The organism is Bradyrhizobium sp. 33ap4 (assembly GCF_032654765.1).
In the GTDB taxonomy this organism is placed as follows: domain Bacteria; phylum Pseudomonadota; class Alphaproteobacteria; order Rhizobiales; family Xanthobacteraceae; genus Bradyrhizobium; species Bradyrhizobium australafricanum.
On the sequence record NZ_JAUMTJ010000010.1, the window covers coordinates 132,497 to 158,022 of the forward strand.

General features: G+C 60.5%; 17 protein-coding genes. 3 read left to right on the forward strand and 14 right to left on the reverse strand.

All coding sequences use genetic code 11. The features are described from left to right. Nucleotides 1-3 precede the first annotated feature (3 nt). The 4 genes from Q2M23_RS10320 to Q2M23_RS10335 form a co-directional block, all read right to left on the reverse strand. Nucleotides 4-1,353 carry an O-antigen ligase family protein gene (locus tag Q2M23_RS10320; RefSeq protein WP_229189966.1) on the reverse strand — a complete coding sequence of 450 codons (1,350 nt, stop codon included), beginning with the start codon at nucleotides 1,351-1,353 and terminating at the stop codon, nucleotides 4-6. Nucleotides 1,354-1,446: 93 nt separating this feature from the next. After that, nucleotides 1,447-2,628, reverse strand: coding sequence for a glycosyltransferase family 4 protein (locus tag Q2M23_RS10325; protein WP_253588582.1), 1,182 nt, complete (start codon nucleotides 2,626-2,628; stop codon nucleotides 1,447-1,449). Between the two features lie 17 nt (nucleotides 2,629-2,645). Then, the gene (locus Q2M23_RS10330) at nucleotides 2,646-3,779 is read right to left on the reverse strand and encodes a radical SAM protein (protein WP_316395473.1); all 1,134 of its coding nucleotides are present in this window, start codon (nucleotides 3,777-3,779) and stop codon (nucleotides 2,646-2,648) included. Nucleotides 3,780-3,788: 9 nt separating this feature from the next. Next, on the reverse strand, nucleotides 3,789-5,009 hold the full coding sequence (locus tag Q2M23_RS10335) for a glycosyltransferase family 4 protein (RefSeq protein ID WP_316395474.1): 1,221 nt from the start codon (nucleotides 5,007-5,009) through the stop codon (nucleotides 3,789-3,791). A 335-nt stretch (nucleotides 5,010-5,344) separates the two neighbouring features. Between Q2M23_RS10335 and Q2M23_RS10340 the strand changes: the two genes are divergently transcribed. Next, nucleotides 5,345-6,358: a polysaccharide deacetylase family protein gene (locus Q2M23_RS10340; protein WP_229157725.1), complete on the forward strand. Its 1,014-nt coding sequence runs from the start codon at nucleotides 5,345-5,347 to the stop codon at nucleotides 6,356-6,358. A gap of 113 nt (nucleotides 6,359-6,471) precedes the next feature. Here the strand turns inward: Q2M23_RS10340 and Q2M23_RS10345 are convergent, their stop codons facing one another. From Q2M23_RS10345 to Q2M23_RS10360, 4 genes are all read right to left on the reverse strand, one after another. Then, nucleotides 6,472-7,479, reverse strand: coding sequence for an FkbM family methyltransferase (locus Q2M23_RS10345; RefSeq protein WP_229189970.1), 1,008 nt, complete (start codon nucleotides 7,477-7,479; stop codon nucleotides 6,472-6,474). A 17-nt stretch (nucleotides 7,480-7,496) separates the two neighbouring features. Then, nucleotides 7,497-8,921: an oligosaccharide flippase family protein gene (locus Q2M23_RS10350; protein WP_316395475.1), complete on the reverse strand. Its 1,425-nt coding sequence runs from the start codon at nucleotides 8,919-8,921 to the stop codon at nucleotides 7,497-7,499. A 384-nt stretch (nucleotides 8,922-9,305) separates the two neighbouring features. Beyond that, nucleotides 9,306-10,433, reverse strand: a complete 1,128-nt coding sequence (locus Q2M23_RS10355; RefSeq protein WP_316395477.1) for a Wzz/FepE/Etk N-terminal domain-containing protein — start codon at nucleotides 10,431-10,433, stop codon at nucleotides 9,306-9,308. A gap of 166 nt (nucleotides 10,434-10,599) precedes the next feature. Then, on the reverse strand, nucleotides 10,600-12,099 hold the full coding sequence (locus Q2M23_RS10360; protein WP_316395478.1) for an undecaprenyl-phosphate glucose phosphotransferase: 1,500 nt from the start codon (nucleotides 12,097-12,099) through the stop codon (nucleotides 10,600-10,602). Between the two features lie 179 nt (nucleotides 12,100-12,278). Here Q2M23_RS10360 and Q2M23_RS10365 point away from each other — a divergent pair, with 179 nt between their 5' ends. Further along, the gene (locus Q2M23_RS10365; protein WP_057021167.1) at nucleotides 12,279-13,658 is read left to right on the forward strand and encodes a polysaccharide biosynthesis/export family protein; all 1,380 of its coding nucleotides are present in this window, start codon (nucleotides 12,279-12,281) and stop codon (nucleotides 13,656-13,658) included. Nucleotides 13,659-13,828: 170 nt separating this feature from the next. Then, the gene (asnB, locus tag Q2M23_RS10370) at nucleotides 13,829-15,589 is read left to right on the forward strand and encodes an asparagine synthase B (protein ID WP_316395479.1); all 1,761 of its coding nucleotides are present in this window, start codon (nucleotides 13,829-13,831) and stop codon (nucleotides 15,587-15,589) included. A gap of 163 nt (nucleotides 15,590-15,752) precedes the next feature. On the opposite strand, the gene Q2M23_RS10375 is transcribed toward asnB, so the two are convergent. From Q2M23_RS10375 to Q2M23_RS10400, 6 genes are all read right to left on the reverse strand, one after another. After that, the gene (locus tag Q2M23_RS10375) at nucleotides 15,753-16,931 is read right to left on the reverse strand and encodes an acyl-CoA dehydrogenase family protein (RefSeq protein ID WP_316395480.1); all 1,179 of its coding nucleotides are present in this window, start codon (nucleotides 16,929-16,931) and stop codon (nucleotides 15,753-15,755) included. 65 nt (nucleotides 16,932-16,996) lie between these two features. Continuing rightward, complete coding sequence (locus Q2M23_RS10380) at nucleotides 16,997-19,009, reverse strand: non-ribosomal peptide synthetase (protein WP_316395481.1); 2,013 nt, start codon at nucleotides 19,007-19,009, stop codon at nucleotides 16,997-16,999. Nucleotides 19,010-19,045: 36 nt separating this feature from the next. Further along, the gene (locus Q2M23_RS10385) at nucleotides 19,046-20,086 is read right to left on the reverse strand and encodes an alpha/beta fold hydrolase (protein ID WP_316395482.1); all 1,041 of its coding nucleotides are present in this window, start codon (nucleotides 20,084-20,086) and stop codon (nucleotides 19,046-19,048) included. A gap of 47 nt (nucleotides 20,087-20,133) precedes the next feature. Beyond that, on the reverse strand, nucleotides 20,134-21,045 hold the full coding sequence (locus Q2M23_RS10390) for a 4'-phosphopantetheinyl transferase family protein (RefSeq protein ID WP_316395483.1): 912 nt from the start codon (nucleotides 21,043-21,045) through the stop codon (nucleotides 20,134-20,136). A 253-nt stretch (nucleotides 21,046-21,298) separates the two neighbouring features. After that, complete coding sequence (locus tag Q2M23_RS10395) at nucleotides 21,299-22,567, reverse strand: GNAT family N-acetyltransferase (protein WP_245311911.1); 1,269 nt, start codon at nucleotides 22,565-22,567, stop codon at nucleotides 21,299-21,301. A gap of 276 nt (nucleotides 22,568-22,843) precedes the next feature. After that, nucleotides 22,844-25,459 carry an AMP-binding protein gene (locus Q2M23_RS10400; RefSeq protein ID WP_316395484.1) on the reverse strand — a complete coding sequence of 872 codons (2,616 nt, stop codon included), beginning with the start codon at nucleotides 25,457-25,459 and terminating at the stop codon, nucleotides 22,844-22,846. Nucleotides 25,460-25,526: the final 67 nt, after the last annotated feature.

Genomic DNA, 25,526 nt, shown 5'->3' on the forward strand with positions numbered 1-25,526 from the left:
GATCTAGGTGGAACGCCGTTCTTCCGCGACTGCAAGGTTACGTTCTCCAAATGCTGCGCTGGCCGGCGAACCGGCGGTCATCAAAAGCTGGCGGAAGGACCATCCGGGGTTTCGCGCGGTGACCGCTTCCGGCTGAGACAGGATTATGAAAACGGTGACGATCAAATGCGAGAACGCCACTGTTTCCCGGTTGAAGCTTTGATCGAGTAATGCAACCAGCGTCACGCCGACAAAGATGGCAACCCAGAAATGCAGAATTCCGGCTTCCGCTGATTTCTTTCCGAATGTGTTGATGATCCGTCGCCGGTCGGACATTGCAGCCAGCGGAAGGCTGAACCAAAACGCGGCAAAGGAGATCAGGCCTACCATGCCCGTATCGAAGAATATCTCCACGAACTGATTGTGTGCCTGCAGAAGGAACGGACTGTAGATCGGGGTTTGACCGGGGCCATATCCGATCCATGCTCGTTCCAACCCAAGCGTGGACAGATAGTACCAGTGGTGAATGCGCCAATGGACCGAGGTCACCGCGGTTTGCCAGTCCCACACCACATATTCGCCGTTCATGATGTAGTCCGGAACGGTCTTCAGGTCCGAAAACAACTCTCCAAATGGAGACAGCCATAGGAGGATCGCGAATGCTGCCGCGAACGCGGGAAGGAGGCGAGGCCTCTGGATGAAGAGGTATACGCTGAGGGCCACCCCGAGCAGCGCGACGCCGGTCCTTGAAGCAGAAAGGACAAGGGCAACAACAAACAGCAAGTACACCGCGAGGTGAAAGTGCTGAATGGGAAGGCGCATTTTCCGTCGCGACAGCTCGCAAACGAAAAAGGTCAGCACGATCTCCAGGCTGTAGGGTACGGGGTGCGAAGAAAGACCCGCCACCCGTTCAAACTTGTCGTATTGCGTGACGAGCTCTGCATGACCGGTCAGGTATTGACCGAGCCCCACCGCGGAAATGATGAACAACAGCCACATATAAACACGATGGAGGCGCGGGCAAAAATCCGGATGACGATAAAGGGCAGCAAGTAGTGTGACGAACATGATCAGGTGCACGTACCTGAACATCTCGTACAAGGCGGCATACTGGTTGACGATCTTGCCGGCTCCGAAGCCATTGGTGACAAAAGACAGGATGCAAGCGGCAACAAAGACGGACATGGCTATCAAGAGCACGAACAGTCTTTTATGTATCCTGACATGTCGCGCGTGCCAGGCGGCCACAACACCGATCCCGATGACGGTGAGCGACAGGATCATGGAAAAGCTCGTCCCGGACAGACGGTCGAGGCCGTTGGAGATCGATCGAAAGAACGTATAGATGAGGAAATACAGCAAAAGCATATTCATCTTGAACGTCGCTTTGGTTCGATCGGTTTGAGGCGATACCTCAATTGCGGGACGGGAATCGCGCGTTGGCCGATGCGCCGCGTGCGCAGCTCGCTAGGCGGTGCTGGGCGGCGCCGTCCGGGACCGCGCATGAGGACCGCCTCGACGAGGTTCAATCGCCCTGCGATAGCATCCGAGAGTGCGCTCTGCGATCGAGCGCCAGTCTTCCCGTTCGGCCAACCAGTTGCGCGTCTTCTCCCGCAACTCCAACGGCCACGGACTGTGTGCAAACGATGCCAGGCGATCCGCGAGCGCTGATACATCTCCCACATGAAAATAGTGCGCGTCATTCAATCCGATCTCCAGGTGAGCAGGAATGTCACTGGCCACCACGGGCAAACCGAAGCTCAGAGCTTCCAGCAGCGCGATCGGCAAGCCTTCGTGCGAGGATGGCAGAACGAAAATGCCTGCGTGGGCGTATAGCTCCCGCAGTGCGAGCCCGCACTGGAAGCCCGCCATGATGACCCCAGCAGTCGCCCCAGCGCGTGCCGCAAGCATCTCGGTGTAGGCGTCTGGATGCTCGGAGGCGCCGACGAACACGAGCTTCCATCCGGTGAGCCTGGCATCGGCAAAGGCCTGAATCAGGTCGGTGTGCCGCTTCTCCGGCACCAGCCGGCCCACCATCAACACATATCGTCCCGGCGTAAGCCCAAGCTTGTCCAGCACCGAAGTGCTTTTCGGCACGTCGGGCAAGGTGACGCCGTTTGGAATGAGGTCCGAATTCAGGCCGTACTTTTCCCGCACCAGCTTTCGGATGGTCTGGGAGATGACGATGCGGCCGTCGGAAAATCGCATGCCCCAGGCCTCGCCGGCGCGCAGGGCCATCCTGGCCAATCGGCCCCACTTCTCCCGTTCGTAATCCGGGCCGTGGTGCGTCACCACAACATGCAGTCCCAGCAAGCGCGCGAGTGGCGCCATCAGGGCCGGTCCGATGGCCTGGATGTGCAGCACGTCCGGCCGCTGCCATGCAGCGACAAGCACCCCGAGGAACGAATGGACGATTGTCTCAAGACCCGAGGTCTTCGGACACCATACCCGCTGGTAGCGTACGCCGTGCCACTCGTCGCCGCGATCAGGCGGCATATAGGAGGAGCGAACGATTACCTCGACATCGCAGCCCAGTTCCTTGAGATGGGGGCACAGGTGCTCCGCGTGAACTTCCACTCCTCCCTGCACATTGGGAAATCCACGCAAGCCAAGCATGATCACCCGCAGTACCAGATGATCCGCACTCACTGCACCCTCCTGTCGAATTAGTTATTGATAAATTCCTTGAGTGGATATCGGGCGTCGGCCGTGTCTCTCCCGCGCACCAACCGTGCCTTTTGCTTTTCGTTGAGGAATGACGTTCGCTGGACGCGCGGAGTAGGCGCGACGTTGGAATAATCAACGTATTGATCGAAACAGATCGGTCGGCCGAGCTCGACCTTTAGCTTGTTCTTCAGCACCCAGATGAGCGGCCCCATCTTCGGTGCCTGCGGAATCAGCGTTGAGCGCATTGCCGTGCGCGCGGTCGTCACCATCCAGCAGTTCTGTTGGCAAGCGTGAACCTTGGCGACGGAGTTCCTGGCCGTGTCACTGGCCATGATCTCGCTCCAGGACTGGCGCGCCAAATTACCCAGCGGCAGGTCCGACCGCACGTTGCAGGCCCACACATCGGACCATGGGTCGATGAATGCGAAATCCGTCCCCGCGCTGCAGCGGATCAACCGTGGGTGGCCGAGGATCTTTTCGATCAAGCCCAGATTCAGGTAGGCGCGAAACCAGTTCTTCGGCTTGTTGCTCTTGAGCATCGCAGTGATAAGCCCTTCGACTTGCCGGGCCACCGCGACGCGTTCATAGAAATAATTGTCGTTCTTGTAGAATTGCCACGCGTTGTGCAGCGTCGATGTCGCAAGTTCGAACCCCATCGAACGCGCCAGTTCATAGGTTCGAACGAGCTGCGCCACATTCTCATCCTGGATGACGAAGGCGAATCCAAGGTCTTGCCCACCTGCCTCCTGCAGCATGCGAAGTCCGGCGACCTTCGTGGCGTAGCCGTCCTTCTCGCCGCGGATGCAGTCGCTGGTGGTCGCGTCACCCTCGAGGCTGAAACGAACCTTGATCTTCGGGTGCTTCTTGACGATGGGCAGGAGACGCTCGGGATGCAGGCCGTTCGAGCTGATCTCTATGATCCGGGCCTTTGGGTGAAGCAGGTCCACCATCTCGGCCAGATCCTTCCGCAGGGTCGGCTCTCCGCCGGAGATATTGAGATTATCGAACCCCGCAGGAAGTTTCGCCAGGGTCTCGAGCGTGACCTCTTCCTTTGGATCGGTCGGATTTTTCCAGATGTAACACATCTGGCATCTCGAGTTGCAACGAAACGTGGAGATTACGGTGAGGTCCATTTGCAATCCTCAATGCGATGAATGCCGCTCGCTCACCAGTGATCGGTAGACGGCCATCAGCTCGGTGTTATGCTTCTCGAGGGAGAAGTCCGCTTCGACGCGACTTCTTCCTGCTGCTCCCATGCCTGCACGGCGTGAGGCGTCGTTCATCAGGCAGTCGACGTGCTGACGAAGCTCGTCCGTATTGCCGGGCTCAAACAAAAGCCCCGTCACTTGATCGTCCACGAGCTCCGGAATGCCGCCGACGCGGGTCGCTATGACCGCCTTGCCATAGGCCATCGCCTCCAGCACCGACATCGGACAGTTCTCGCACCACTCCGAAGGCACAACCACCACGGAAGCCTCGGCGATCGTCTCGTTTAAAGTCTTGCCGGATAGCTGGCCCGCGAAACGCACATTCCGGGTGAATTGCGTCTTCAAACTATCCGCCAGCGGGCCGGAGCCTGCGATGACGAGAGGCCACCGGCAGTCCGCTGCTTCGTGGGCGCGCAACAGCGTCTCCGCACCTTTTCCCGGCGCGAGCCGGCCGCAATAAAGCACGTATCCCTTGTCCCGATCGCTCGCCGAAATGCCGCTGACATCCACGCCGTTGTAGAGCACCTGTACCCGGTCCGCGGCGAACCGAGGCAACACCGACTCCCGCATGAACTGGCTCGGCGCCAGGAAGCGATCCACCTTCTCGTAGCTGCCAAACCAGCGCTGAATGACCGCTTCCATGTAAAGCGTGGCGCTCTGTGCGATCGAGCCGTCAGCGCAACGGTGCATCAGCACATGATGGAAATCGCCTGAGAGACACGATGAACACAATTGGTCCTCTCGCATGCGGGTGTGCACCGGACACACGGGCTTCGAATCGTGCAGTGTGAGCACGACCGGAATCCCGCGCGACTTGGCGACGCCGACAATCGACGGGGTCAGCTGATGATAGATGTTGTGGCAATGCATCAGGTCTGGCCGAGTCTCCTCGATCAGGGATGCGAGTTTGCTCACGGCTTCGCGTGAGTGAATCAATGACAGCGCGCTCTTGATCTTGGCGAGATGGCCGCCGGTCCGGTATTCCTGGCGAGACACGAAGTGATTTGCATAGCGGGATTCGATGTTCCGCTCGTGCTGCATCGCGAAGTCAATGACGTCCGCCCCGCTGCTCGTCAGGAACATTCTTTCCTGAAGCAGCACTGCCTCCGCGCCACCGTTGTTGAACAGAAACTTATTGGCGAGCAGTACTTTCATTGAGGCCCTCGACACGCGCATCACGAAGGCCGGCATCACCAGTGGCCGGTGCACTCTGTGTCTGACGAAAAGCTACCGTGAAAGCAGTTCGATGCAGGCGGCGCATTCAGAGTGGAGGCGATGAAATCTGGGGTACCCAGTAGTGAGTACCAGCGCCGTGGTTGCCAGAGCGGCGCGGTTTGTCGATAAATGGAGGGGTGTTTCCCATCGGAAACACTGCTGTGTTCACGAGGGCTATTTGAGATGAGCATGGGCAGATCGCGCACGCAATCACATGAGCACCGACGACGCTTGGTCGGCTTGCGCGCAATCAACCTGTCCGGTGGTGATTTCGCGTGAAGCGACTACTCAGCCGAACGATATTCCATGCGGCAAGTTGGGCGGGACTTGCGCCTGCTTTGCGCATGGCATTTGCCGGCAGGGCCACTATCCTGATGTTCCACGAGATTCAGCCGGATTGGCGCTCGGAGCTGAAGACCGGTGCATCGCCTGATTTCTTTGAATACACCCTGAAGTGGCTGCGCCAGCAGGGATGGGAGATTGTCAGTCTCGATGCATGTCTCGAGCGGCTGGCGGTGGATCCTGAACCCCGCCGCTATGCGGTGCTTACCTTCGACGACGGCTACAAGGACAACGTCACGACGGCATTGCCGATCCTTGAGCGAAATAACGCGCCCTTCACCGTATATGTTCCAACGGGTGCGGTGAAGCGAACGCTGCAACCGTGGTGGCTGGGCTTGCGCGACCTGTTTCGCTCGAGAGACAGTCTTGCGATCGACGCAATGAACATGCGATTCAGCTGTCGCGATTTTGACGAGAAAGCATCGGCCCTGGAGAAGGTGAGCAACTGGGTCCATGAAGATTACCAACGAGTCGAGATGCTCGCCCCTACGTTCAGCAAGGCCGATCTGTCGCTGGAGGCCTTGAACGACGCCTATTTCATCAACGAGCGGGAGCTTCAGCTCCTGGCACGACACCCCCTGGCTACGATTGGCGGGCATACGGAATCGCATCCAGCGCTCGCGTACCTGAATGCAGCTTCAGCGCGCGCCGAAATGGCGGGTAATCGCACCTATCTGGAGAGACTGCTTCAGCGCCCGGTTCGGCACGTCGCTTTTCCCTACGGCAACTCCAGGGCATGCGGTGATCGAGAACAACATCTCGCGGTGGAGGTCGGTTTTTCGACCGCAGTCACAACCCGGCATGGACAGATATCTGATCGGAAGCTGAATCCTTTTGGGCTCCCCCGCATCGCGGTCGGAGGTCCTTCCGACGGGAGAATTCCGTTCGAGGGGCGAATGAATGGCGTCCAGTCGGCGGTCCAGATGCTGTTCGGTCGCGGCGACTGATATCGTGCATTCCGATCGCGTCGAAGAGTTGAGGGCACGCGAATTCCGGCTCGGGCGCGCGAACTAGGTTGAGCCGCCGGCGATCTCGTGCCCAGGATCGGCGCCCGACACGATCAGGCCTGACTGGCGATTCCTGATATCCAGCGGTGGAAGCCGGATCCGGGTGGGCAGGTCGCGAAATTGTAGCCGATTTTGGGGTTCACCTTCAGGCGATCCAGTGTGCCGAGGTCACTGACCTTCGTGATTGACCCGTCTGCAGCAAGAGCAAACACCGGAAGTCCAAGTGCCTCGAACACATACCTCGTGGTCGCGTGGCTGCGATCCTGGCCATGATCTTCGTAGATGATCAGCGTGTCGCGCTTCAGAGCCTGCCGAGCGCCCTTCAGGGCCGCAACCTCCTGGCCCTCGACGTCGAGCTTGATGACGAGCCGATCGCTGTCGGTCAGCTGCTGGTCCCTTGCCAACGCATCGATCGTTATCGACATGACGGGTTCGGTGTGTGACGGACGGCTGCTCTGCGACGTTACGATGTGCCGGGCCGAATGAGGTCCGTCGTCGGAGAAGAACAGGCTGCGCCCGTCGTACTCGAACAATGCCCTTCGGCAGATCTCGAAGCGTTGATCATTCGCGTCACGGTTCTGCTCGAGAATTGCAAGCGTCTCCCGTGAAGCCTCGACGGCAATCGCGCGCTTGCGACCCAGCATTTCCGACGTGACGAGAACGGACCAGTATCCGATGTTTGCACCGCAATCGAAGAACGTATAGTCGGTATCCTTCAGCCGCAGCAGAAGCGTCGCTATGTCCGGCTCGTAGGTCATGCCGGGCTGGCCGATGAAGAACGCATTCCAATAGACGTCGTTCAGCTCGAAGTACAAGCGGCTACCGTCGGCGAAATGGACGCAAGACAGCTGGGAATGCAGAAGCGGCTTGACCGCCCGCATGGCAAGTCCCATACCGCGCCCGGTACTCCGCGCAACAACGGTGTGCAGAAGCCTCACCAGCCCCATGGAAAGCCGGCTTCCTGACACCTCGTAATCGAATGTAGACCGGCCCATCAGGTACCGCCTCCCGCGCGTAAATCCAATTGCAGCAGTCGCGTCCTCGGATGACAGCGAACGCATTCAACTATCTCCCCAATTCATGTACGTGTGTCCCGACTGCCGCGAGCAGGCTGCAGGTCAAGAATGGTGCCGCTGGCTTCTGGCCGTATTGCCTCGCTACGCGGTTCGGATACTCCTCGGCTCGTTGCGCGCCTAGCCAACGCGCGGAGCGCCGTGGTGGCGGTGATATCGATCCCTTCCGCCGAATAAATGTAGGCCGCAGTCCACACCCTGGTCGCGATGCCCGCGCAGGAGCCAGCAACCGCTGCTCCTATCGTCCCGAAGGCCCAAGTCGCACCGACCATGGCCAGGATTCCCGATACCCAAGTGATCACCACGATGTGCATCGCGGCGCGCTGATGGCCTGTCATATTCAGGGCGATGGGGCCGATCCCGAAATATGTCGACACCAGCATGCCGGTTGCCAGGACCATCAGGACGCCGTAGGCGCGGGTGAAAGTCGCTCCGAACGCCATCAACGCGAGGTCGCCGCCAAGCGCCAACGTCGCAACGCAGCCGAGCACAGCGACAAACGCAGCCAATGACGCTCCCGACGTGACGCGCGTGATTTCCGCATGACGATTCTCATCGAACAGACGTGCGATGAGGGGCGCCGCGGGAATACAAAAGGTCGCCAGGAAGAAATCAAGAAGGAGCGCGATCCGGCTGGCAGCGTAGTAATATCCTCCGGCTTCCGGGCCGACCATGACCGAGATGACGACGAGGTCGACTGTGCCGCCCATGATACTCGTGACGCTGGTTACCCAGAACGGTCCCGACGTGGAAAGGATGTCGCGAAGCCGGTCATTCGATCGCCCCACCGCCATGGTGAATACCTTACGCCCCTCCGCGAGATGCCGCAGGTAGATGTTCTGGGCGGCGATCAACACGATCAGGATTCCAGTCGCAATCAGCAGAACGTCTTCAGCCGGCAGCGGATGGCCAGACGTCGCGAAGAGAACGGCGCCCAACAATATGATGAGAAATCTCCACAGCACATCCTTCGACACGAGTGCGAGATTGACGGAGCCGAGCGCGCGCCCCAGCGAGCTCTGCATTTCGATTAAGGACAACGGCAATATCAGGAGCACGCTCATGGCATATTGCCAGCCTCCGAATATTCCGTCGCGGCCGTGAGCGGCGACGAACGGAAGGAGGGCGAGTACGGCCACGGCAACGCTGCCCAGACATGCCACGCGAACCCGCTTCGCGACAATCGAGCCGATCTCCGGGTAGTTTTTCCGGGCGGCGATGCTTGGTATTTCCCGCAACACGCGAAATTGCTGACCGATGAGGCCGACCGTGGAGGCGACGAGCGCGAACGTCATCAACGACATGAGCGCACCGTATTCCTCTATGTTCATCATCCGCGCAAAACTTACGCCGAAGAGGAGGGAGACGACGGCGCCCGAGCATCGGTATGCCAAGGCCAGCCATGACTGCCGGAAGACATTGCTGAACATGGTCGCCGGTCCGGACGGTCGAGTAAAGCTCGTCATTGCTCAAGCCAACGTTGGTGGACGCCACGCGGCGCCCAGTAATTGTGATCGAGCTCTTGCCCGGAATTCCCGGTTCGGCGCACCTCGTGGGCGGAGGAGCGGACTGCGCGGAGGCTGAGCGTTCAAATGTTACACATTGTCAAATCGGCACATTGTCGCAGGGTCGAATATAACCCCACGGCTGCGGAGAGCGTCCGGCCCTTCTGGATTACCCACTCCGGTGGCCGTAACGAGAAACATGCTGCCTTCGTCGCGATGAAGGCGGTTCGCCGACGAGCATTGTTCGACGGGTGATGTCCGGGGCGTTTCAATCGAGCTTGCGGTATCGCGATAAGCCAATTCATGCGACTATAAGTCAGGATTGGCCTCCTTGTAGGTGTGTTGTTTCTCGACCTTGAACGAACCATCGAAATGGGTCTTCACGCCGTTCGCCTTGAGTCCCTGGACGACTGCAGTTCCTCCGGATGCGGTGGCTGCAGACCTGCGCGCGGGCGCGCGTTCCCGGTCCGACCTCTCGCGCAGCAATCCTATTCCAATCCCCAGTAGCATGCCGCCGAGGATCGCTGATCCAAGTATCAAACGGGCGTTTGGCGAACTGGCCGTGTAGGGATGAGACACTCCGGTGAGCAGACGAGCCTCGAACACCGGCGCGGATTGCTGCTGCATGGCGTCCATGTAGCGCAACATCCGCAGGAAATTGTCATACGTTCTGGTGGCGGCGTCCGCCGTGGCTTCCAGTTCGCGGAGTTCGTCTTGCGCCGTTCCGGTCGACTGCGACGAGGGTGGACCTGCCCCGGTGGTGTTCGCAGGAGCCGCGATGCCATTCCTGGGCCTGTTGTAATCCGCTACGGCCTTTTTGGCAGTCGACGCCTGGTTGCTCAATTCGTTGACACGTTCCTTGACCCATTTCTCGTTTTGCAGACCCCATTTGTATTTCGCGTCCATTTGCGTCGTGATGTAGGTCTCTACGACGGTGTCCAGGACCTGCGCGGCCCGATCGGGGTCGGCGGAGCTGAAGGCGAGATCGACTATGTAGGTGAGACCGGCGCGCTTCACCGAGAGCTTGCGCGCGAATGCTTCCATCGCATCACGCGTGACGACGTCCGTGTCCTGCCTGCTCCAGCCGAGCAACCGGGATGTCGACCGACTGAGGTGGTGCAGGGCGCCGCCGGAGAATTCCCGGTCTCCCGCCAAACCGAGCTTCGCGATCGCTGCGCGAGCGACGCTCTCCGACTTCAAGATTGCGACCTGACTTTCGACGGCTGTCGTTGCCGAGGCCGTGTCGTTGGAAGAAGTCGTCTTGGCGTCGACGATGAGTTGCGCGGTTGCCGTAAACGTCGGAACTGCGACAACGAGATAGAGCAAGCCGGCGCCAAACATCAAGGAACACGTCAGCAGTATGATCGAGAGGCGGCGGCGCAAGAAGGCGAGACCCTCCGCCACGAATTCGGCCGGCGAACCAAATTCAGGCGGCATCGTGTCCTGAGGTGCCGAATTGTCAGTTCTGTGAGTTTGCAGCATTGTCTCGAACCTGCAGTTACTGGTGGCCTACCGAAGCCTCCGCCGATCAAACGGGAACGGGATCGACTGCAATGCCCTTGCGATCTTGCTGTACGGACTGCATGCAGCAATCGTCATCGCGCTAGAAGGCATTCCAATAGACCTTTCTGGAGAAGAGGGTCATGACGATGATCTTGAGATCGAGAAGGAATGACCAATTGTCGATGTAATACAGGTCATGCTCGACACGACGTTGCATTTTCTCCAGGGTGTCGGTTTCGCCACGATAGCCGTTGACCTGTGCCCAGCCGGTAATGCCGGGCTTGACGTTGTGGCGGCGGGAAAATGACGAAATCATCCGGGCGAAGCTCTCGTTCTGCGAGGTCGCGTGCGGACGAGGCCCGACGAGTGACATATCGCCGACCAGCACGTTGAAGAGCTGTGGAAGCTCATCGATATTGGTGTGGCGCATGAAGCGTCCCAACCGGGTCACGCGTGGATCGTGTCTGGTCACCTGCTTGAAATTGTCGCCGTCCTCCGTCACGGTCATCGATCTGAATTTCAACACGCGAATAGTCTCGTTGTTGTAGCCGTGCCGCGTCTGACGAAATAGCACCGGCCCGGGGGAATCGAGCTTGATTGCGATTGGAATGATGACGAAGAGGGGACTGATGATGACAAGTCCGGCAATTGCGGCCGCGATGTCGAAGGCTCGTTTGATCGCCCGGTGGAACGGCGTCAGGGGAGACTGGAAGATGCGCATCGTCACCATGTTGCCGAATTGCGTGATGCGCGACACGGCCATGAGGTCGATTGCACCGACCGGGACGACGTGAACGTCGACCGGGAGCTCTGACAGGGCGCCGGCGAGCGCGAGGGCCGCCCGAACATCCGACTCCGAAGTCAGAATGACAATGTCATCCGCTCGCAGGGGCCGGCACTCTGCGATCAGTTCGCGGACATGGGATAGCACTTCGACCGCCCCGAAGTGCTCCGATGCCGAAGAGCCCTTGCGAAAGGTCGGCAACTCGAACGAGCGAATGGTCCGGATTCCGGTGGCGCTTACTCGTGCGGAAAAATCCAGGCAGTGGCTCGGTTCACCTATGAGGATGACGCGCCTGGCGTCGATCAGTCCGGATGCGATGGCAGGCTGCAGCAACGAGAAGCATATTGCCCGCGCGAAGAGCACCATGACGATAACGCTTGCCGCCTGGGCCATCACGGTCGCGCGCGAGTAGCCGTCCGAGATCTTGAGAAGAAATATCGTTGAGATGAAGAAGGAGAATACGAAGAAGACGGCGCTGACGCCGCTCCATAGGAAGATGTGGCGGGGCTGCGTCTGGATCCGCGAATACTGCCGGAGCCCAACGGATACGAGCAGTTGCAACGTGGCAATCAGAAGAGATTCCAGGATGTATTTGGGAGTGTCCGGATAGTCGAGCGCAAGGACCAGCCGATAATAGAGGACGGCAGCGGCAAAAGCCCCAACGGCTACGAGGAGGAACTCGGCGCCTGCCGCCAGCACCAGCAAGGCGGCCAATCTGTTCTTGCCAAGGTCAGCCGCAATCGCCTTGCGGCCAGTGACCGAATGCGCCGAACGCTCGGTAGGGGCCGGCGAATTGGTGAAAAACGCATAACTCACCGGTTACTCCCAAGCAGTCCGTCACGCAGTCCGTCCCCCTGACAAAAACATAGCATTCGGGTCAGGAGGCGGATTGGCAATAAATGGGTAGCCGGGAGTAACTACGATGGTCAGTTGAGCCGAGGCGCTGCGGGATTAGATTGTCGATCAATCCGTGAGACCGAGCCATCGAGCACGCCATGCCGCACGCCAAGCTGCGTAATTTCCTCCGTCTTGACAACCGTCGCGGTCAACCAGGCCATTGCGTAAGGTGGGGCCTGGTGGCTGTTGGCCTGACGATTTCCGCGCAGGCGAAAGCCGAATATCGAGTGAGTGTCGGAGATGTTCTGGAGGTCGCGGTAGCCGGCGTGCCGGAGCTGCGGCAGCGCGCGCCCGTCCAAGTCGATGGCAATATCTCTTTGCCGCTGGTCGGGATGGTCCCGGTCGCCGGCCTGCCGTTGCAAGAGATTCGGGCCAAGGTCGGGGCCGCAATGACGAGCAAGGTCTTTCGACAGAGGACCGTGGACGGCCGCGAGGTCGTGGTCGTGATAGATGCAGATCAGGTCACGGCGATCGTGGCGGAGTACAGGCCTGTTTACGTCAACGGGGACGTGTCGAAGCCAGGGGAGTATCCTTATCGTCCCGCGAGCACCGCGCGCCAGCTCATCGCCATGGCGGGTGGCTACGACATCATGCATATCAGGATGAACAACCCGTATCTCGAGTCGGCCGACCTGAGAAGCGAGTATGGTTCGCTTTGGACAGAACTCGCCAAGGAACAGGCGCGTATGTGGCGCATCAAGAGCGAGCTCGGGGAAGGGACGCAGATCAATCCAAGCGCTTCTCTTGCCGACCTGCCGATAGCCCGGTCGGCGGTTTCGGAAATCGTCAATGCGGAAGCCGAATATCTGAAGACGAAGCAGAGTGACTATCAGCAGGAAAAGGCGTACTTGCAGCGCAGCGTTCGGCAGGGAGACGACGAGGTCCGCGTGCTGTCGGAGCAGCAAAAGAAAGATGAAGAAGGACTTCAGTCCGACGTCGAGGACCTTCAGAAAGCGACCGACCTGTTCGGCAAGGGATCGTTGATCAGCCCTCGCGTGACGGATGCGCGTCGCGCGGTTCTGCTGTCGGCGACCCGGAGGCTGCAAACCTCTGCGCAATTGCTCCAGGTCAAGAAGTTGCAAGACGAGTACGCCAGACGGTTGGCAAAGCTCGACGATCAGCGGAAGCTTGATCTGTTCCGTGAGCTGCAAGAGACCAGCTTAAAGCTCAATCAGATTCGCGAGAAACTGCAGAGCGTCGGTGAGAAGCTTCAATACACTTCGATGGTTCGATCGCAGCTCGCACGGGGAGCCGGCAGTAAGCCGGATATTGCTATTATCAGAAAGAGCGAGAAAGGGCCGGAACGGATTGTCGTGAACGAGGATGCCGAGTTGCAGCCGGGTGATACCATCGAGGTCTCGCTGCGATACCAGGATGGTCCCGACGCGGCCCCCCGAAAGCTGAGCAGTTCAAACGTTCCGGTCGTGATAGGCCGGACCGACGTGACCGCGGCAGACTCGCGGCGTGACAGCAGGTGACAAAGCCGGAAGCGGCAGAGTGATCGGGATTGGCACGTCGAGAAGACACGAGCAGCCACGGAGTTTGATGCCGCTTGTCCGTATATTTTTAGAATATTTTGTGACTTTTGCCGTTCTCGATCCGCTGTTCCGCTTCGCTGCGATCTGAACTTACAGAAGGGGCAACCTCCTTGTGCGGCTTCGTTGGCATCTTTGGATTTAAAGAATCGCTCGAGACGGCGCGCGGCCGGGCGCTCGAGATGGCCAAAACGGTCAGGCACCGCGGGCCGGACTGGAGCGGCATTTATTCCAGCGACGGCGCAGTGCTCGCGCACGAGCGCCTTTCCATCGTCGACGTGGAGCACGGCGCTCAACCCCTTCTCGACGTGACCGCGGGTCGCGCTTTGGCCGTGAACGGAGAGATCTACAATCATGTCGGTTTGCGCGAGGCGCTGAAGCTGCCGCACGCATGGAAAACGAAGTCCGACTGCGAAATCATCCTGTATCTCTACGACGAGTACGGTCCTGCCGTGTGCAATATGCTGAGTGGCATTTTTGCATTTGCCCTCTTCGATGAGCGCAGTGGCGATTTCTTCGTCGCCCGAGACCACATCGGCATTGTTCCGCTTTACATCGGATGGGGCAGCGACGGCACGACTTACGTCGCGAGCGAAATGAAAGCCCTCGATGGCGTATGCGAGACGATCCGGGAGTTTCCTCCGGGACATCATTACAGCGCCAAGGCCGGAAAGTTCGTCAAGTGGTATGATCCACAGTGGGCACATACTCTTCCAAGCAGGAAGGTGTCGCTGCAGGAGCTCCGATCTTCGCTCGAAGCTGCGGTCAAGCAGCAGATGATGTGCGATGTGCCTTACGGGGTGCTTATTTCCGGCGGGCTCGACTCGTCGCTTATCGCGGCGCTCGCGGCGCGCCACCGCTTCAAGCGGATCGAGTCGGGAGAAACCGAAGAGGCATGGTGGCCGAGGCTGCACTCGTTCTCGGTCGGCCTCGAAAACTCACCTGACATGAAGCATGCGCGAGACGTGGCGGCTCACATCGGCACGGTCCATCACGAGATTGTTTTTTCCGTGCAGGAAGGATTGGACGCATTGCCGGACGTGATCCGGCACCTGGAGACCTTTGACGTCACCACCATTCGTGCCGGCACGCCGATGTATCTCATGGCGCGCAAAATCAAATCAATGGGCATCAAAATGGTGTTGTCCGGAGAAGGCGCTGACGAGGTATTCGGCGGCTATCTCTACTTCCACATGGCGCCGTCAGCAGAAGAATTCCACGACGAGACTGTCCGAAAGATCTTTGCGCTCAGCAAGTATGATTGCTGTCGCGCGAACAAGGCAATGGCGGCTTGGGGAGTCGAAGCCCGTGTGCCCTTCCTGGACAAGGAATTCCTGGACTACGCAATGTCGATAAACCCCGCCGAGAAGATGTGCCCTGGCGAGAAAATCGAGAAGGGCATATTGCGGGAAGCATTTACCGATCTGTTGCCGCAAGCGATCTTGTGGCGTCAAAAGGAGCAGTTTTCCGACGGGGTAGGGTACAGCTGGATTGAAAGCTTGAAGCATCAAGCCGAGAATAAAGTCTCGGATCAGATGCTCGCAGAGGCGAGCAAGCGCTTTCCGCGGCAAACGCCGACGTCCAAAGAGGGATATTTCTACAGGACCATCTTTGATGGCATTTTCAACAACCCGACAGCCTGCCTGACTGTGCCCGTCGGTCCTTCGATCGCATGCTCCACGCCGACCGCGTTTCTTTGGTCTCAGCAATTTGCGAGCATGAATGACCCATCCGGAAGGGCCGTGAAGGGGATCCACGTTCAGGCCATCGATCATGTTGCATCGGTTGGAAACCTCGGCAGTCCGATTTTGAACGAACGAAATCCCCTATCAAACGAATGCCGGATTCCGTTGGCCGGTGTTCGGCGGCAATGACGCCCATCGGGCTTTATGGGTGAATCCGGCGCGGCGGCCGCGTCGGTCGCCGCGAACGGCCCGGATGCGGAGGACATCCAGGCCCCGGCCCGCCGCGCGAAGCGCCGGCACTTGGCCTTTCTGCAAGCAACGCCAGAGCGACGTCCTCAACGTCGCGTCAGGATCATGACATCGAGGCGACCACCTCAAGCATCACTTCGGTCGCGCCGCCAGCGATCGAGAGGACGCGGGCGTCACGTGCGACGCGCTCGATCGCGCTCTCGCGCATGACGCCCATGGCGCCGTGAAACTGCACGCAATCATACGCGACCTCGTTGACGAGCTCGCCACAGATGGCCTTCAGCATCGAGATCTCGCGCAGGCAATCGTCATCGGCCGCCATGCGCCAAGCGGTGGCATAGAGAAACCCGCGGCTTGACTCGACTTTCGCAGACAGCATCGCGAGCCGCTGACGGATCGCCTGCATGTCCCAAAGGACGCCCCCGAATGCCCGGCGGGTTTTCACGTAGGTGAGGGTCATGTCGATCGCTGCCTCGGCCATCCCTATCGCCATGGCGGCGAGGACAAGGCGTTCGTTCTGCAAGTTGCGCATGATGGAGTAGAAGCCTTGTCCCTCCGCGCCGAGCACGTTGTCGGCGGGGATGCGGCAGCCGTCGAAGACAAGTTCCGCCGTGTCGGAGGAGCGCCAGCCGAGCTTGTCCAGCTCGCGCGCGACGCTGAAGCCTGGCGTTCCCTTCTCGACGAGGAACATCGTGATCCCGTTGCTTCCGGCCGAGGGATCAGTCTTGGCCGCGACGCAGTAGAGATCCGCGTGGACGCCGTTTGTGATATAGAGCTTGGTGCCGTCGAGCACGTAAGAGTCGCCGTCCCGGACCGCGCGCGTGCGGATGGCTTTCACGTCCGAGCCCGCATCCGGCTCCGTGATGGCGATCGCGGTGATCACCTCGCCGCTGATAATGCCCGGCATCCAGCGGGCCCGCTGGGCTTTGGTCCCGTCGTGAAAGACGTACGAGGAAGCCATGTCGGCATGGACGAGCATCGCGTCGGCGGCGCCGCCATAGGTCGAGCGCCCGAGCTCCTCGGCGAAGACCGTTGATGCGACAGAGTCCATTTCGGCGCCACCATACTCAGCCGGGTAGCGGATGCCGAAGAAGCCGAGTTCGCCCATGCGGCGCAGGATCGAACGGGGAATGAACCCGTTCTCTTCCCAGTGATCCGCGCAGGGCTTGATTTCCTCCTTGACGAACCGGCGGACCTGGTCCCGCAAGAGCTCATACTCCGCCGCCATCCAGGGCAGCTCCGGCTCTCGTGACGCGTTCCAAGCTTTGTCCATCATCTTCATCCGATCTGCTACGAGCCTGACTCAAAGGCTCCTGTCCCGCCCAAGACCAGGCGGAGACCTTCCGGCTAGAGTTCGACCTCCTCTCTCGGTCCCTCCGAGAGGGAAGGGGCATTGGAATCGGCCACCCAGCGCATTCCGTCGATGACTTCCGCCAGTTCGGCCAGTGTCGGCCGCTCAAAGAGGTTGCGAAGCTGCACGTCGACGCCGAAGATCTTTCGCATGCGCGACACCGCCCGCACCACCAGGAGCGACTCCCCGCCCAGCTCGAAGAAGTTGTCGTGGCGTCCGATCGACTCGAGCTTCAGGAGTTGACACCATAGAGCGGCCAGCGCCTTCTCGGTCTCTGTCGAGGGGGCGGCGAAGACCTGCGCCGGCTGGATGTTTTCCGCCGTCGGCTCGGGAAGCGATGAGCGGTCGATCTTGCCGTTGGGCGTGAGCGGCATCCGCTCGAGGCGAACGTAGTGCGTCGGAATCATGGACTCCAGCAGTTCTTCGGCGAGGTGCGCGCGCAGGTCCGCCACGGTCAGGGGTTTCGACGCAACATAGTAGGCCACAAGTCGTGCGATGCCGTCTTCGGGCGTCGACGGTTTGCCATGGCCGATTTGGGCCGTTTTTTGTGTCGCTCCTTTCGTCATCGAGGTGACGACGGCGCATTCGTGAACGTCCGGGTGCTTGAGAAGCCGTGCTTCGATCTCGCCGAGCTCGATACGGGTGCCGCCGACCTTCACCTGATGATCGGCGCGGCCGAGAAATTCCAGGCGTCCTTCCGAGTTCCAGCGGGCGAGATCGCCCGTCTTATAGAGCCGCAGCTTCGAGCGCCCATCTCGGGGATCGGCGACCGTGCGGAAGCGCTCGTCGGTCAGATCGGGGCGATTGAAATAACCTCTCGCGAGACCGTCGCCGGCAATGAACATCTCACCGATGATTCCGGGCCCGGTGGGCTGATATTCCTTGCTGAGGACGTAGATTCCCGCATTCGCGGCCGGAATGCCGATCGGCACCGATGCGGATTGATCGCGGTCGGTGTCGAAACGGTGAATCATGCAGCCCACCGTGGCTTCGGTTGGTCCATACTCGTTGTAGATCTCGATAGGATGGGGAATAGCGTCGGTGATATCGCGAGCCAGCGCGGCCTTGAAGTCCTCACCGCCCACGATGAACTTGCGCAGTCTTGTGGTCTCAAGATTGCGGTCGCGGATCATCGCGAGATGCGCCGGCGTCAGCTTGATGATGTCCACCGCATTGTCGTCGATCACCTTCAGCACGACCATGCTCTGCACTCCGGGATCGCCAAGATAGACCGCGATGCGGCCGCCGGTGATGAGTGGCGTAAAGAGCGTTGTGACGGTCAGGTCAAATGCGAGAGATGAGAAAAGGGGCCATGCGAGGCTTTCGTCGGAACTGTACACCTGGGCGGCCCACCAGATGTAGTTCACCAGGCTTCGGTGCTCGATCTCGACGCCCTTGGGAGTGCCGGTCGAGCCGGAGGTGAAGATGATATAGGCGGCGCCGTCCGGCGTCGCAGCGGACGGTCGGGCCGAGGCCGGCTGATTCGAGATCGACTCGAGATCGGCGTCGAGCACGAGAATTTCGGCAAGGTTCGCGGCAATGCCCGAACGCAGGCGCGACTGGGTGATCGCCACGGGCGCCCGCCCGTCGGTCCCGTTGGAAATGTCCTGCAGGATTGTTGTGATACGCCCCTTCGGCGTTGCCGCATCCACCGGCACATAGGCCGCGCCGGACTTCAGCACGCCCAGGATCGCAACGACGACTTCAATGGAGTGCTCCATGAAGACAACGGCAATCCGGCCCGGGCCCACGCCGGTCGAGCTCAAATACGCGGCCATCTGGTTGGAGCGTTCGTCGAGCTGCCGGTAGGTCAGCGTTGCATCGCCAAAGCGGATCGCTTCAGCGTCGGGATTACGCGTCGCCTGGTCGCGGAAGAGATCGATGATCGTCCTGTCCGACGGATAGCGTGCCGCCGTGGCGTTGTAATCGACAACCAGCGCCTGATGATCGGAATCCTTCAGCAGGGGAAGCGCTACGCCCTCCGGCGCGATAGGTAGGACTTCGTTCATGAAATACGCTCCCGTCGGGAAAACTAAAAACGAAAATCACGTGTTCTGCTTCTGGGTTGCCTGGCGATAGAGGTCTGCGATGGCAGGTGCGTCAGGTTCCATCAGCATCGAGGCTTCGTTGCAGTCATCGGGCCCGAAGTAAAATTCGGCATGCGGCACTACTTGCAGCCATCGGTGTGGCGCGGCGCCCGATCGCAGCCAGGCTTTGTTGGGAAGGATGATGCAAACCCGACCCGAATACGGAGTGGGAGTGTACCGCTGAAAGGCCGCGATCGCCGTGGATTTGAGCAGAGCCCTGCTCGCCAATACCGGGTCTGTCGCGACAGGCTCATTGCTCTTGCCAACGAGGGGTACGAGGGCGCGGACGTGCTCGCGCAGGCGACTGCCGAAATATCGGAGACGGGCGCCGAATGTCGGCAGCTTCGCTGTCTCATGCAGGAACGATTCCGCCTTGCCCCTGGCAATAAAATACAGCCGGCGCGGCCATTCCCCATAGGTGGTGGGGTGAAGCGGGCCAAACAGCGCAACGCATGAGACCTCGGATTCGCGCTGTCCCAGGATTTTCGCCAGTTCAAAAGCTGTTGGAGCGCCCGAGCAATAGCCGACGATGATGTACGGACCGGTCGGCTGATATTCGACGATCTGGCGGGCGAAGTACTCGGCGATATCTTCGACGCGATCCATCGGCTCGCTCTGCCCATCGAAGCCAGGCGGTTGGAGGGCGTAGAACGGTTGATCGACGCCCAGGTGCTTCGAGAGGTCCAGGAATGAGGACGGTGCCCCGACATGACCGGGGACTGCGTAAATGGGTATGCGTGTGCCGCGAGACTGCAACGGAACGATTGCAGACGGTTGCTTGGCCGCGGCCGTGGCCATGTTCAGAAACGCGATGATCTCGCCCTTCCGCCCCTGCAACTGATCGCGAAGCTCCGCCGTCAGCGCGCCGGCCGGGGCGTTGCAGCGCAGCCGGTCGCCATCCACCCAGACCTTGATGTCCTTGACCGCGAGGTCTGCGAGCAGCTCCGGGAACTGCATCACGTGCGCTGACATCGGGCTTTTCATCGATGAAGCTGACATTTCCTGTTCCGTGCGCCATCGCGGTGACTTCGACTCCGGATGACAGTTCATTTCCGGACGACCACGCTCCCAACATATCCAGGTTGCGGTACGAAGCTTCGGACAGCCCAATCCCTTTCATCCCAGGAAATCGGCTGTCCCAAGCCACACCCCAGCGCCTTGGAGACAGCCTCCAGCCGGGTCCAACGCTGGAGGAAGCCTTCCAGCCGGTCTTCCGGATCGAGGGCGGCGTAGGACTCGTATTCGGAGGTGGAAAGGCAGAGCGCTGCGATCTCGTCCGCTTCGGGCACAGGGAGGATTGCCTCGATGTCCACGCCGACCTCTTGCCTGATCGAGAGGGCGATGACCGCTACTTCTCCAGATCGCGAGACGCTGAAGCGCACGTCGCGGGCGGGCATGCGGCGGGAGAGGTGGGGTTTGCCCAGCCGTCCATATTCCAGCTCGATCTCTGAAGGCGAAATTCCCAGTCTGGAAGCGAGGACCTGGCGCAGCTGCCCGCGGCTAACAATGAAGCGGCGGCGATCGCGCTCCAATCTCAATCCCGCGGCGCGCCGATGTTCTTCCTCGTTGAGGCAAGCGCTTAGCTCCCGGATGACGTCCTGCTCCACATGGAGCATGAATGCCAGGACCTCCAGACCATCATGCTCGAGAACGGGCGTGATGACCCCGGGTCTCAGCTCAACTGCTTTGTCCAAAAAGCTCAAAGGGGCGGTGCCGGCTCCGCGAGCCCCGCGTTCAAGTTTGCGATAGCCTCGCCCGTCAAAGGAACGACTATTTTCCCACTCGCTCTGTTCACAGGCACCTGTGCGAAAAGCCATCACAACTTGCTTTCTATTAGCCTCGATCCGGATTGCCGCCGGTAGGTTGCGAACGGTATTGCGATGGGCATTCGAGCGGACTGCTGATTGAAATTTTAATCGCGCACCGCCATGGCTCAATGGACCATCGTAATTACCCATTTTTTGCCAGTTCCCGTCCGGTGCCCCGGATCGGACTGCTTGAGTTGAGTGACCTGGTGGCAAAGTGCCGCGTCCTTCCGCCAAAAGCGCAAGCGGGGGAATATTCCTGGGGGAATCGGACCGCTAAACGGTCAATGGATGCAGTCCAGGCGTCAGCGCCTGCCCCGGCCGGCAGTCAGAGGGGGAGAAGCACCGACATGGCCACATCGCTGACCTGGACATTGGTTCTCGCCAAGGAGCCCAAACCGATCGACTAGGAGCCAGCCCCGAATACGGAATACAGAGCCGCGGTCTTTTTTGGAAGATTCGTGGCAATGGTCCGTAGCATCCGCTTGGCACTGCGGAGCTTGGCCTCGATGTGGCGCTCTGGACTGTCTCTGCCGACAGCGATCCACGTCATGGCCTGCTCCCTGTTGGCCAGATGGGACTTGTGCCCGCCGCCACCGGCCAGGAAGTCGTAGCCACTTTCCCCGCGTGCAATGCTGTCCTCAATAGCCAGCACATGGCTGACGAGCCCGGGCTTGAGCCGGCTATCGCTCTCATAGAGAAAGCCGCTCTGGTAGTTCAGGACACGGCCGTCGTGCACGAAATTGTACACGACCCCAATTGTCTCGTTCCCAACCAGCGTCCGTGAGATGCGAACGGCCCCCGTCGGGACTCCGCGCGCAATCAGCTCCTCGTGAAACGGACGGAAGCCGGGATTGGCGAAGGCTCCCCTGCGTCCCCATCGCGACCGATGAAAGTCGCCCAGCAATTCGAATGCGGCGAGGGCCTCAGTCGTCGTTTCCATGATCCGGAGTTCAACGGGGCCGCGTTCGGCATACAACCGCATGGCGCGATTCACGGCCTGGCGTGTGCTGCGGCCCAATGTGGCGCGATAATCCCCCCCTCGCTGGCGGACCGGGGCAAAATCAACCCACAATGCCGCATCAGCCTTTTTCACCTCGGTCACGAGCCCGGCCCGGCCTGCGGCGCGACTGGCAGTCGCCTCAAGGTCCGGATCAATTCCGGAGAGCACCAACTGATCCGAGCGGTGCAAGCGGGACGTCAACGCATTGAGGCCTGCCGATATGATGGCATCGGATTGCTCTGCAAGAATACCGTTGTACTCGATGAACAATCGGTCGAAGCGAGTATCTCCCGTTTCATTGAGCAGCCAGCGCGTCCGCGCATGCGGCCCGAGACTCCACGCCCTCCGCCGGCAAATAATCGCCAGGCCAACGATCTTGCCTGATGACCGAGCCACGAGGACGTGTGGTCGCGCGCCATCCGGGATATGCCGCAGCCAAGTGCCGATCCAGAGCCAGGACAGGAAGAACGAGTGAGTCACTCGCGCTTCGAGCTCCTTCCATGAGGATTCAAGCCACGCAATGCTCTCCAGGGCATCCAGGCTGACATCGGTAACCGTCTCAGGCATGCTTTCCCGTTCCAACGCCGGAGGGCTGAATGCGCGATGTGACGGGAATACCGAAGGATCGAGCTGCAATGTTCGCGCAAGATCCGATGATGGATGGCTCGTCACGCGCGGATATCCCTCTGACAGACACGTCCTGGTGGGGCGTCTCTGACCGTTGTCTCGGCGAAGGCCGATAACGGCAACTATATCCGGAATTCGATCGAGGTGCGGACCCTTTCTGATTACCCACGGTAGCTGCTTGTGCCAGCGCAGCAACTGTGCCGAGGTGAAGCTGTGATCGACCGGGTTCGAGGCGGGTGCAGCGCGGTCCGGCCTTCGGCGTCCGACGGCCTCGATGCTCCGCCCGCTCATCGGGGCGTGTCATGGCTGACGTCCGATTTCTCACGTGGCGCTCGATCCCGAGGCGAGTTTTTCAAATCTCCGCCGCAGGTGATCCACGAGCAGTTCCGCACCGATCAACAGGCAGCCCGGATGTCCGCCAGGCACCTGTATCAATTCCAGTTGAGGGCTGAGACGCCGCCACGCTCGGCCATCGTGGTCGGCCGCGTAAAAGGCCACCGGGATCTCGAGCGGCGCCGGACAATACCGCGCCATTGCGATTGAATGAGCGTCCCACAACGCCGTTGGAATTGCGACTTTGGCGATCGCAGGCTGTTCGTTCGCCGGGAGCTTCAGGTATCGCTCCAGTCTCACCATTTGCTCGAAGGTCCAACGCAAGAGATAAGGCGAAACCAGCGGCTTCAGCAGCCCCAGGATCGCCCGTGGCATTGGACGGGCACTGACGGTCGGCGGGTCCACCATCGTAACCAAATCAACCGTGTGGCCGGCAGCCATCAGCTGGCGGGCCACTTCGAACGCCACCATGGCGCCATTGCACTTGCCGCCCAGAAGAAAGGGGCCGCTCGCTTGCCTTGCCAGGATGAACGGCAGGCGGTCGGCGGCCATCGCCTCGATCGAGCCCGGAATCGGCTCGCCATGAAGACCGTGGGGATTGATCGAGATGATCGGATAATCCGGCCCCAGAAGCTCTACCACCCGCCGCACACTCGCGTGGCCGCTGACAAGATCGCCGTTGAAGAAGTACAGCGGAGACCGCGTGCCAGGCGCATGGGGCTGGAAGAACGGCGTCGTCCACGTGTCCGTTGGTGCGGAAACCCTTGCGGCAAATTGCCGGACGGTTTCTGCCCCGAACATGATGGTTTCCGGCACGGGATAGCCGACGAGCCGCTCGACCTCGATCAGCATCTCCATCGCGAGAAGGGAGTCTCCGCCGCTGGCAAAAAAATCATCGTCAACGGTCACGGCCTCGTTCTTGAGCAGCCTGCGCCAGAGGGTCAGCAACTCGGCTTCCAAATCCAACGGCCCGTTCGCGACGGGCGCCGGCGTCATCGCCTGGTGCCCGCGTGGCCGGTCGACCAGCTCGCGCAGACGTCGCCGCTGAACCTTTCCCGTCACGCCCTTCGGCAGATGGTCGAGCGTCAGAATGCGCCTCGGAATCTTGAACGAGGCCAGCTCGCGTTGCAGGAACAGGCGAAGCTCCGCAGCGCTCGCCTGCGCGCCGCGCTGAGGGACGATGGCGACTGCGACGTCCTCGCCCAGGCGCGGATGCGAGATCGCGAAGGCCGCAGCTTCGGCGATCGCCGAATGTCGCAATAGCGCGGCTTCGATCTCGGCGGGAGAAACCTTCTCACCGCCGCGATTGATCAGCTCGCTCAGGCGGCCGTGCAGCGAAAGGAAGCCGTCTTCGTCGAGGCTGCCGATATCGCCGGTGCGAAACCAGCCCTTCGTGAAAGCGGCTTGATTGAGTTCCGGCGCATCGAGATAGCCCGACGTCACGGTCGGTCCACGAATCCAAATCTCTCCGCGCTCGCCGGCTGCCAGGGGAAGTCCATCCTCGCCAACGATGGCCACGGTATCGGGCCAGGGTCTTCCGCAGGTGCCCGGCCTGTTCGGACCGGGCGGCAGCTGGTTGGCGGCGATCTGGGCCGCCTCGCTGGAGCCGTAATGCTCCAGCACCGGCACGCCGAGAGCGTGTTGCAGGCCGTCCTGCACGGCCCTCGCGAGCGGCGCGCCGCCCGACATCGCGAACCGCAGGGTGTGCGCCGGCTGTGCATTCTCGAGGCTTTGTGCCTTGTCCAGCACCGTGGTGTGAAGCGTCGGGCCTGCCGAGTACCAGGTCGGCCGCAAGACATCGAACCACTCATCGAGTGCGACGACGGCACTGTTCGCCGGGATGGCAATGCTGCCTCCCGTCAGCAACGGCGTGAAGACCGTCACTTTGAGCCCATGGGAATAGTAGGGGGGCGACACGCTCAGGCATCGGTCCCGGGACGTGAGGCCGAACCAGGCCTGAAGGCGTTCGGCCGCCGCCAGCATATTGTCATGGCTGAACGGAATGAGCTTCGGCTGCGCGGTCGTGCCCGACGTCTGCAGAATGAAGGCGGGGGAGCGCGGATCCGGCTCGGCGTCGATGGCAGGTGAGCCGGCAACTTGCACGGCGATCTCGAGTCCAAGCTGGCCCTGTCCGACCGGAGCGGCTTCTATGATGGCAAGCGTTCTGCGGGCTGCGGCCTGGCGAGCTTCAGGGGCACTGCCCTGCAGCACAACGAGGGCGCTCAAGTTCAGCATGTCGAGACGCTGCTCGATTTCAGGCTGTGAGAGGCGTGGGTCGAGGGGCACCGCGACGCTACAGCAGGCGACTGCCACGATGGCGAGAACCGCCTCCGGGCCGTTCGGCATCAAGACCCCGATCCGGGTATTGCAATCGAAACCGGCCAAGCGCAGCCGCCGGCGGATTGCCTTCAACTGGCGTTCAAGACCGTTGTATGTCAGAGGCTCGAAAGCGCTCGAGACGATCGCCGGCTGGTTCGGAAACCGACTGGCAGTTCGACCTATGACCTGGCTTATTGTGAGCCGGGCTTCCGACTCCCCATGGTCGCGAGCGTGGAAGCTCTCGGAACACATGGTGGCGCCAGGCGTCTCGTTGTCCAGAAGCATTCCGTCCTACCTTGAACAACGTAAGTCGGTTGGCAGGACCATAGCCCGCCGCTCCCGAAGATGCCTT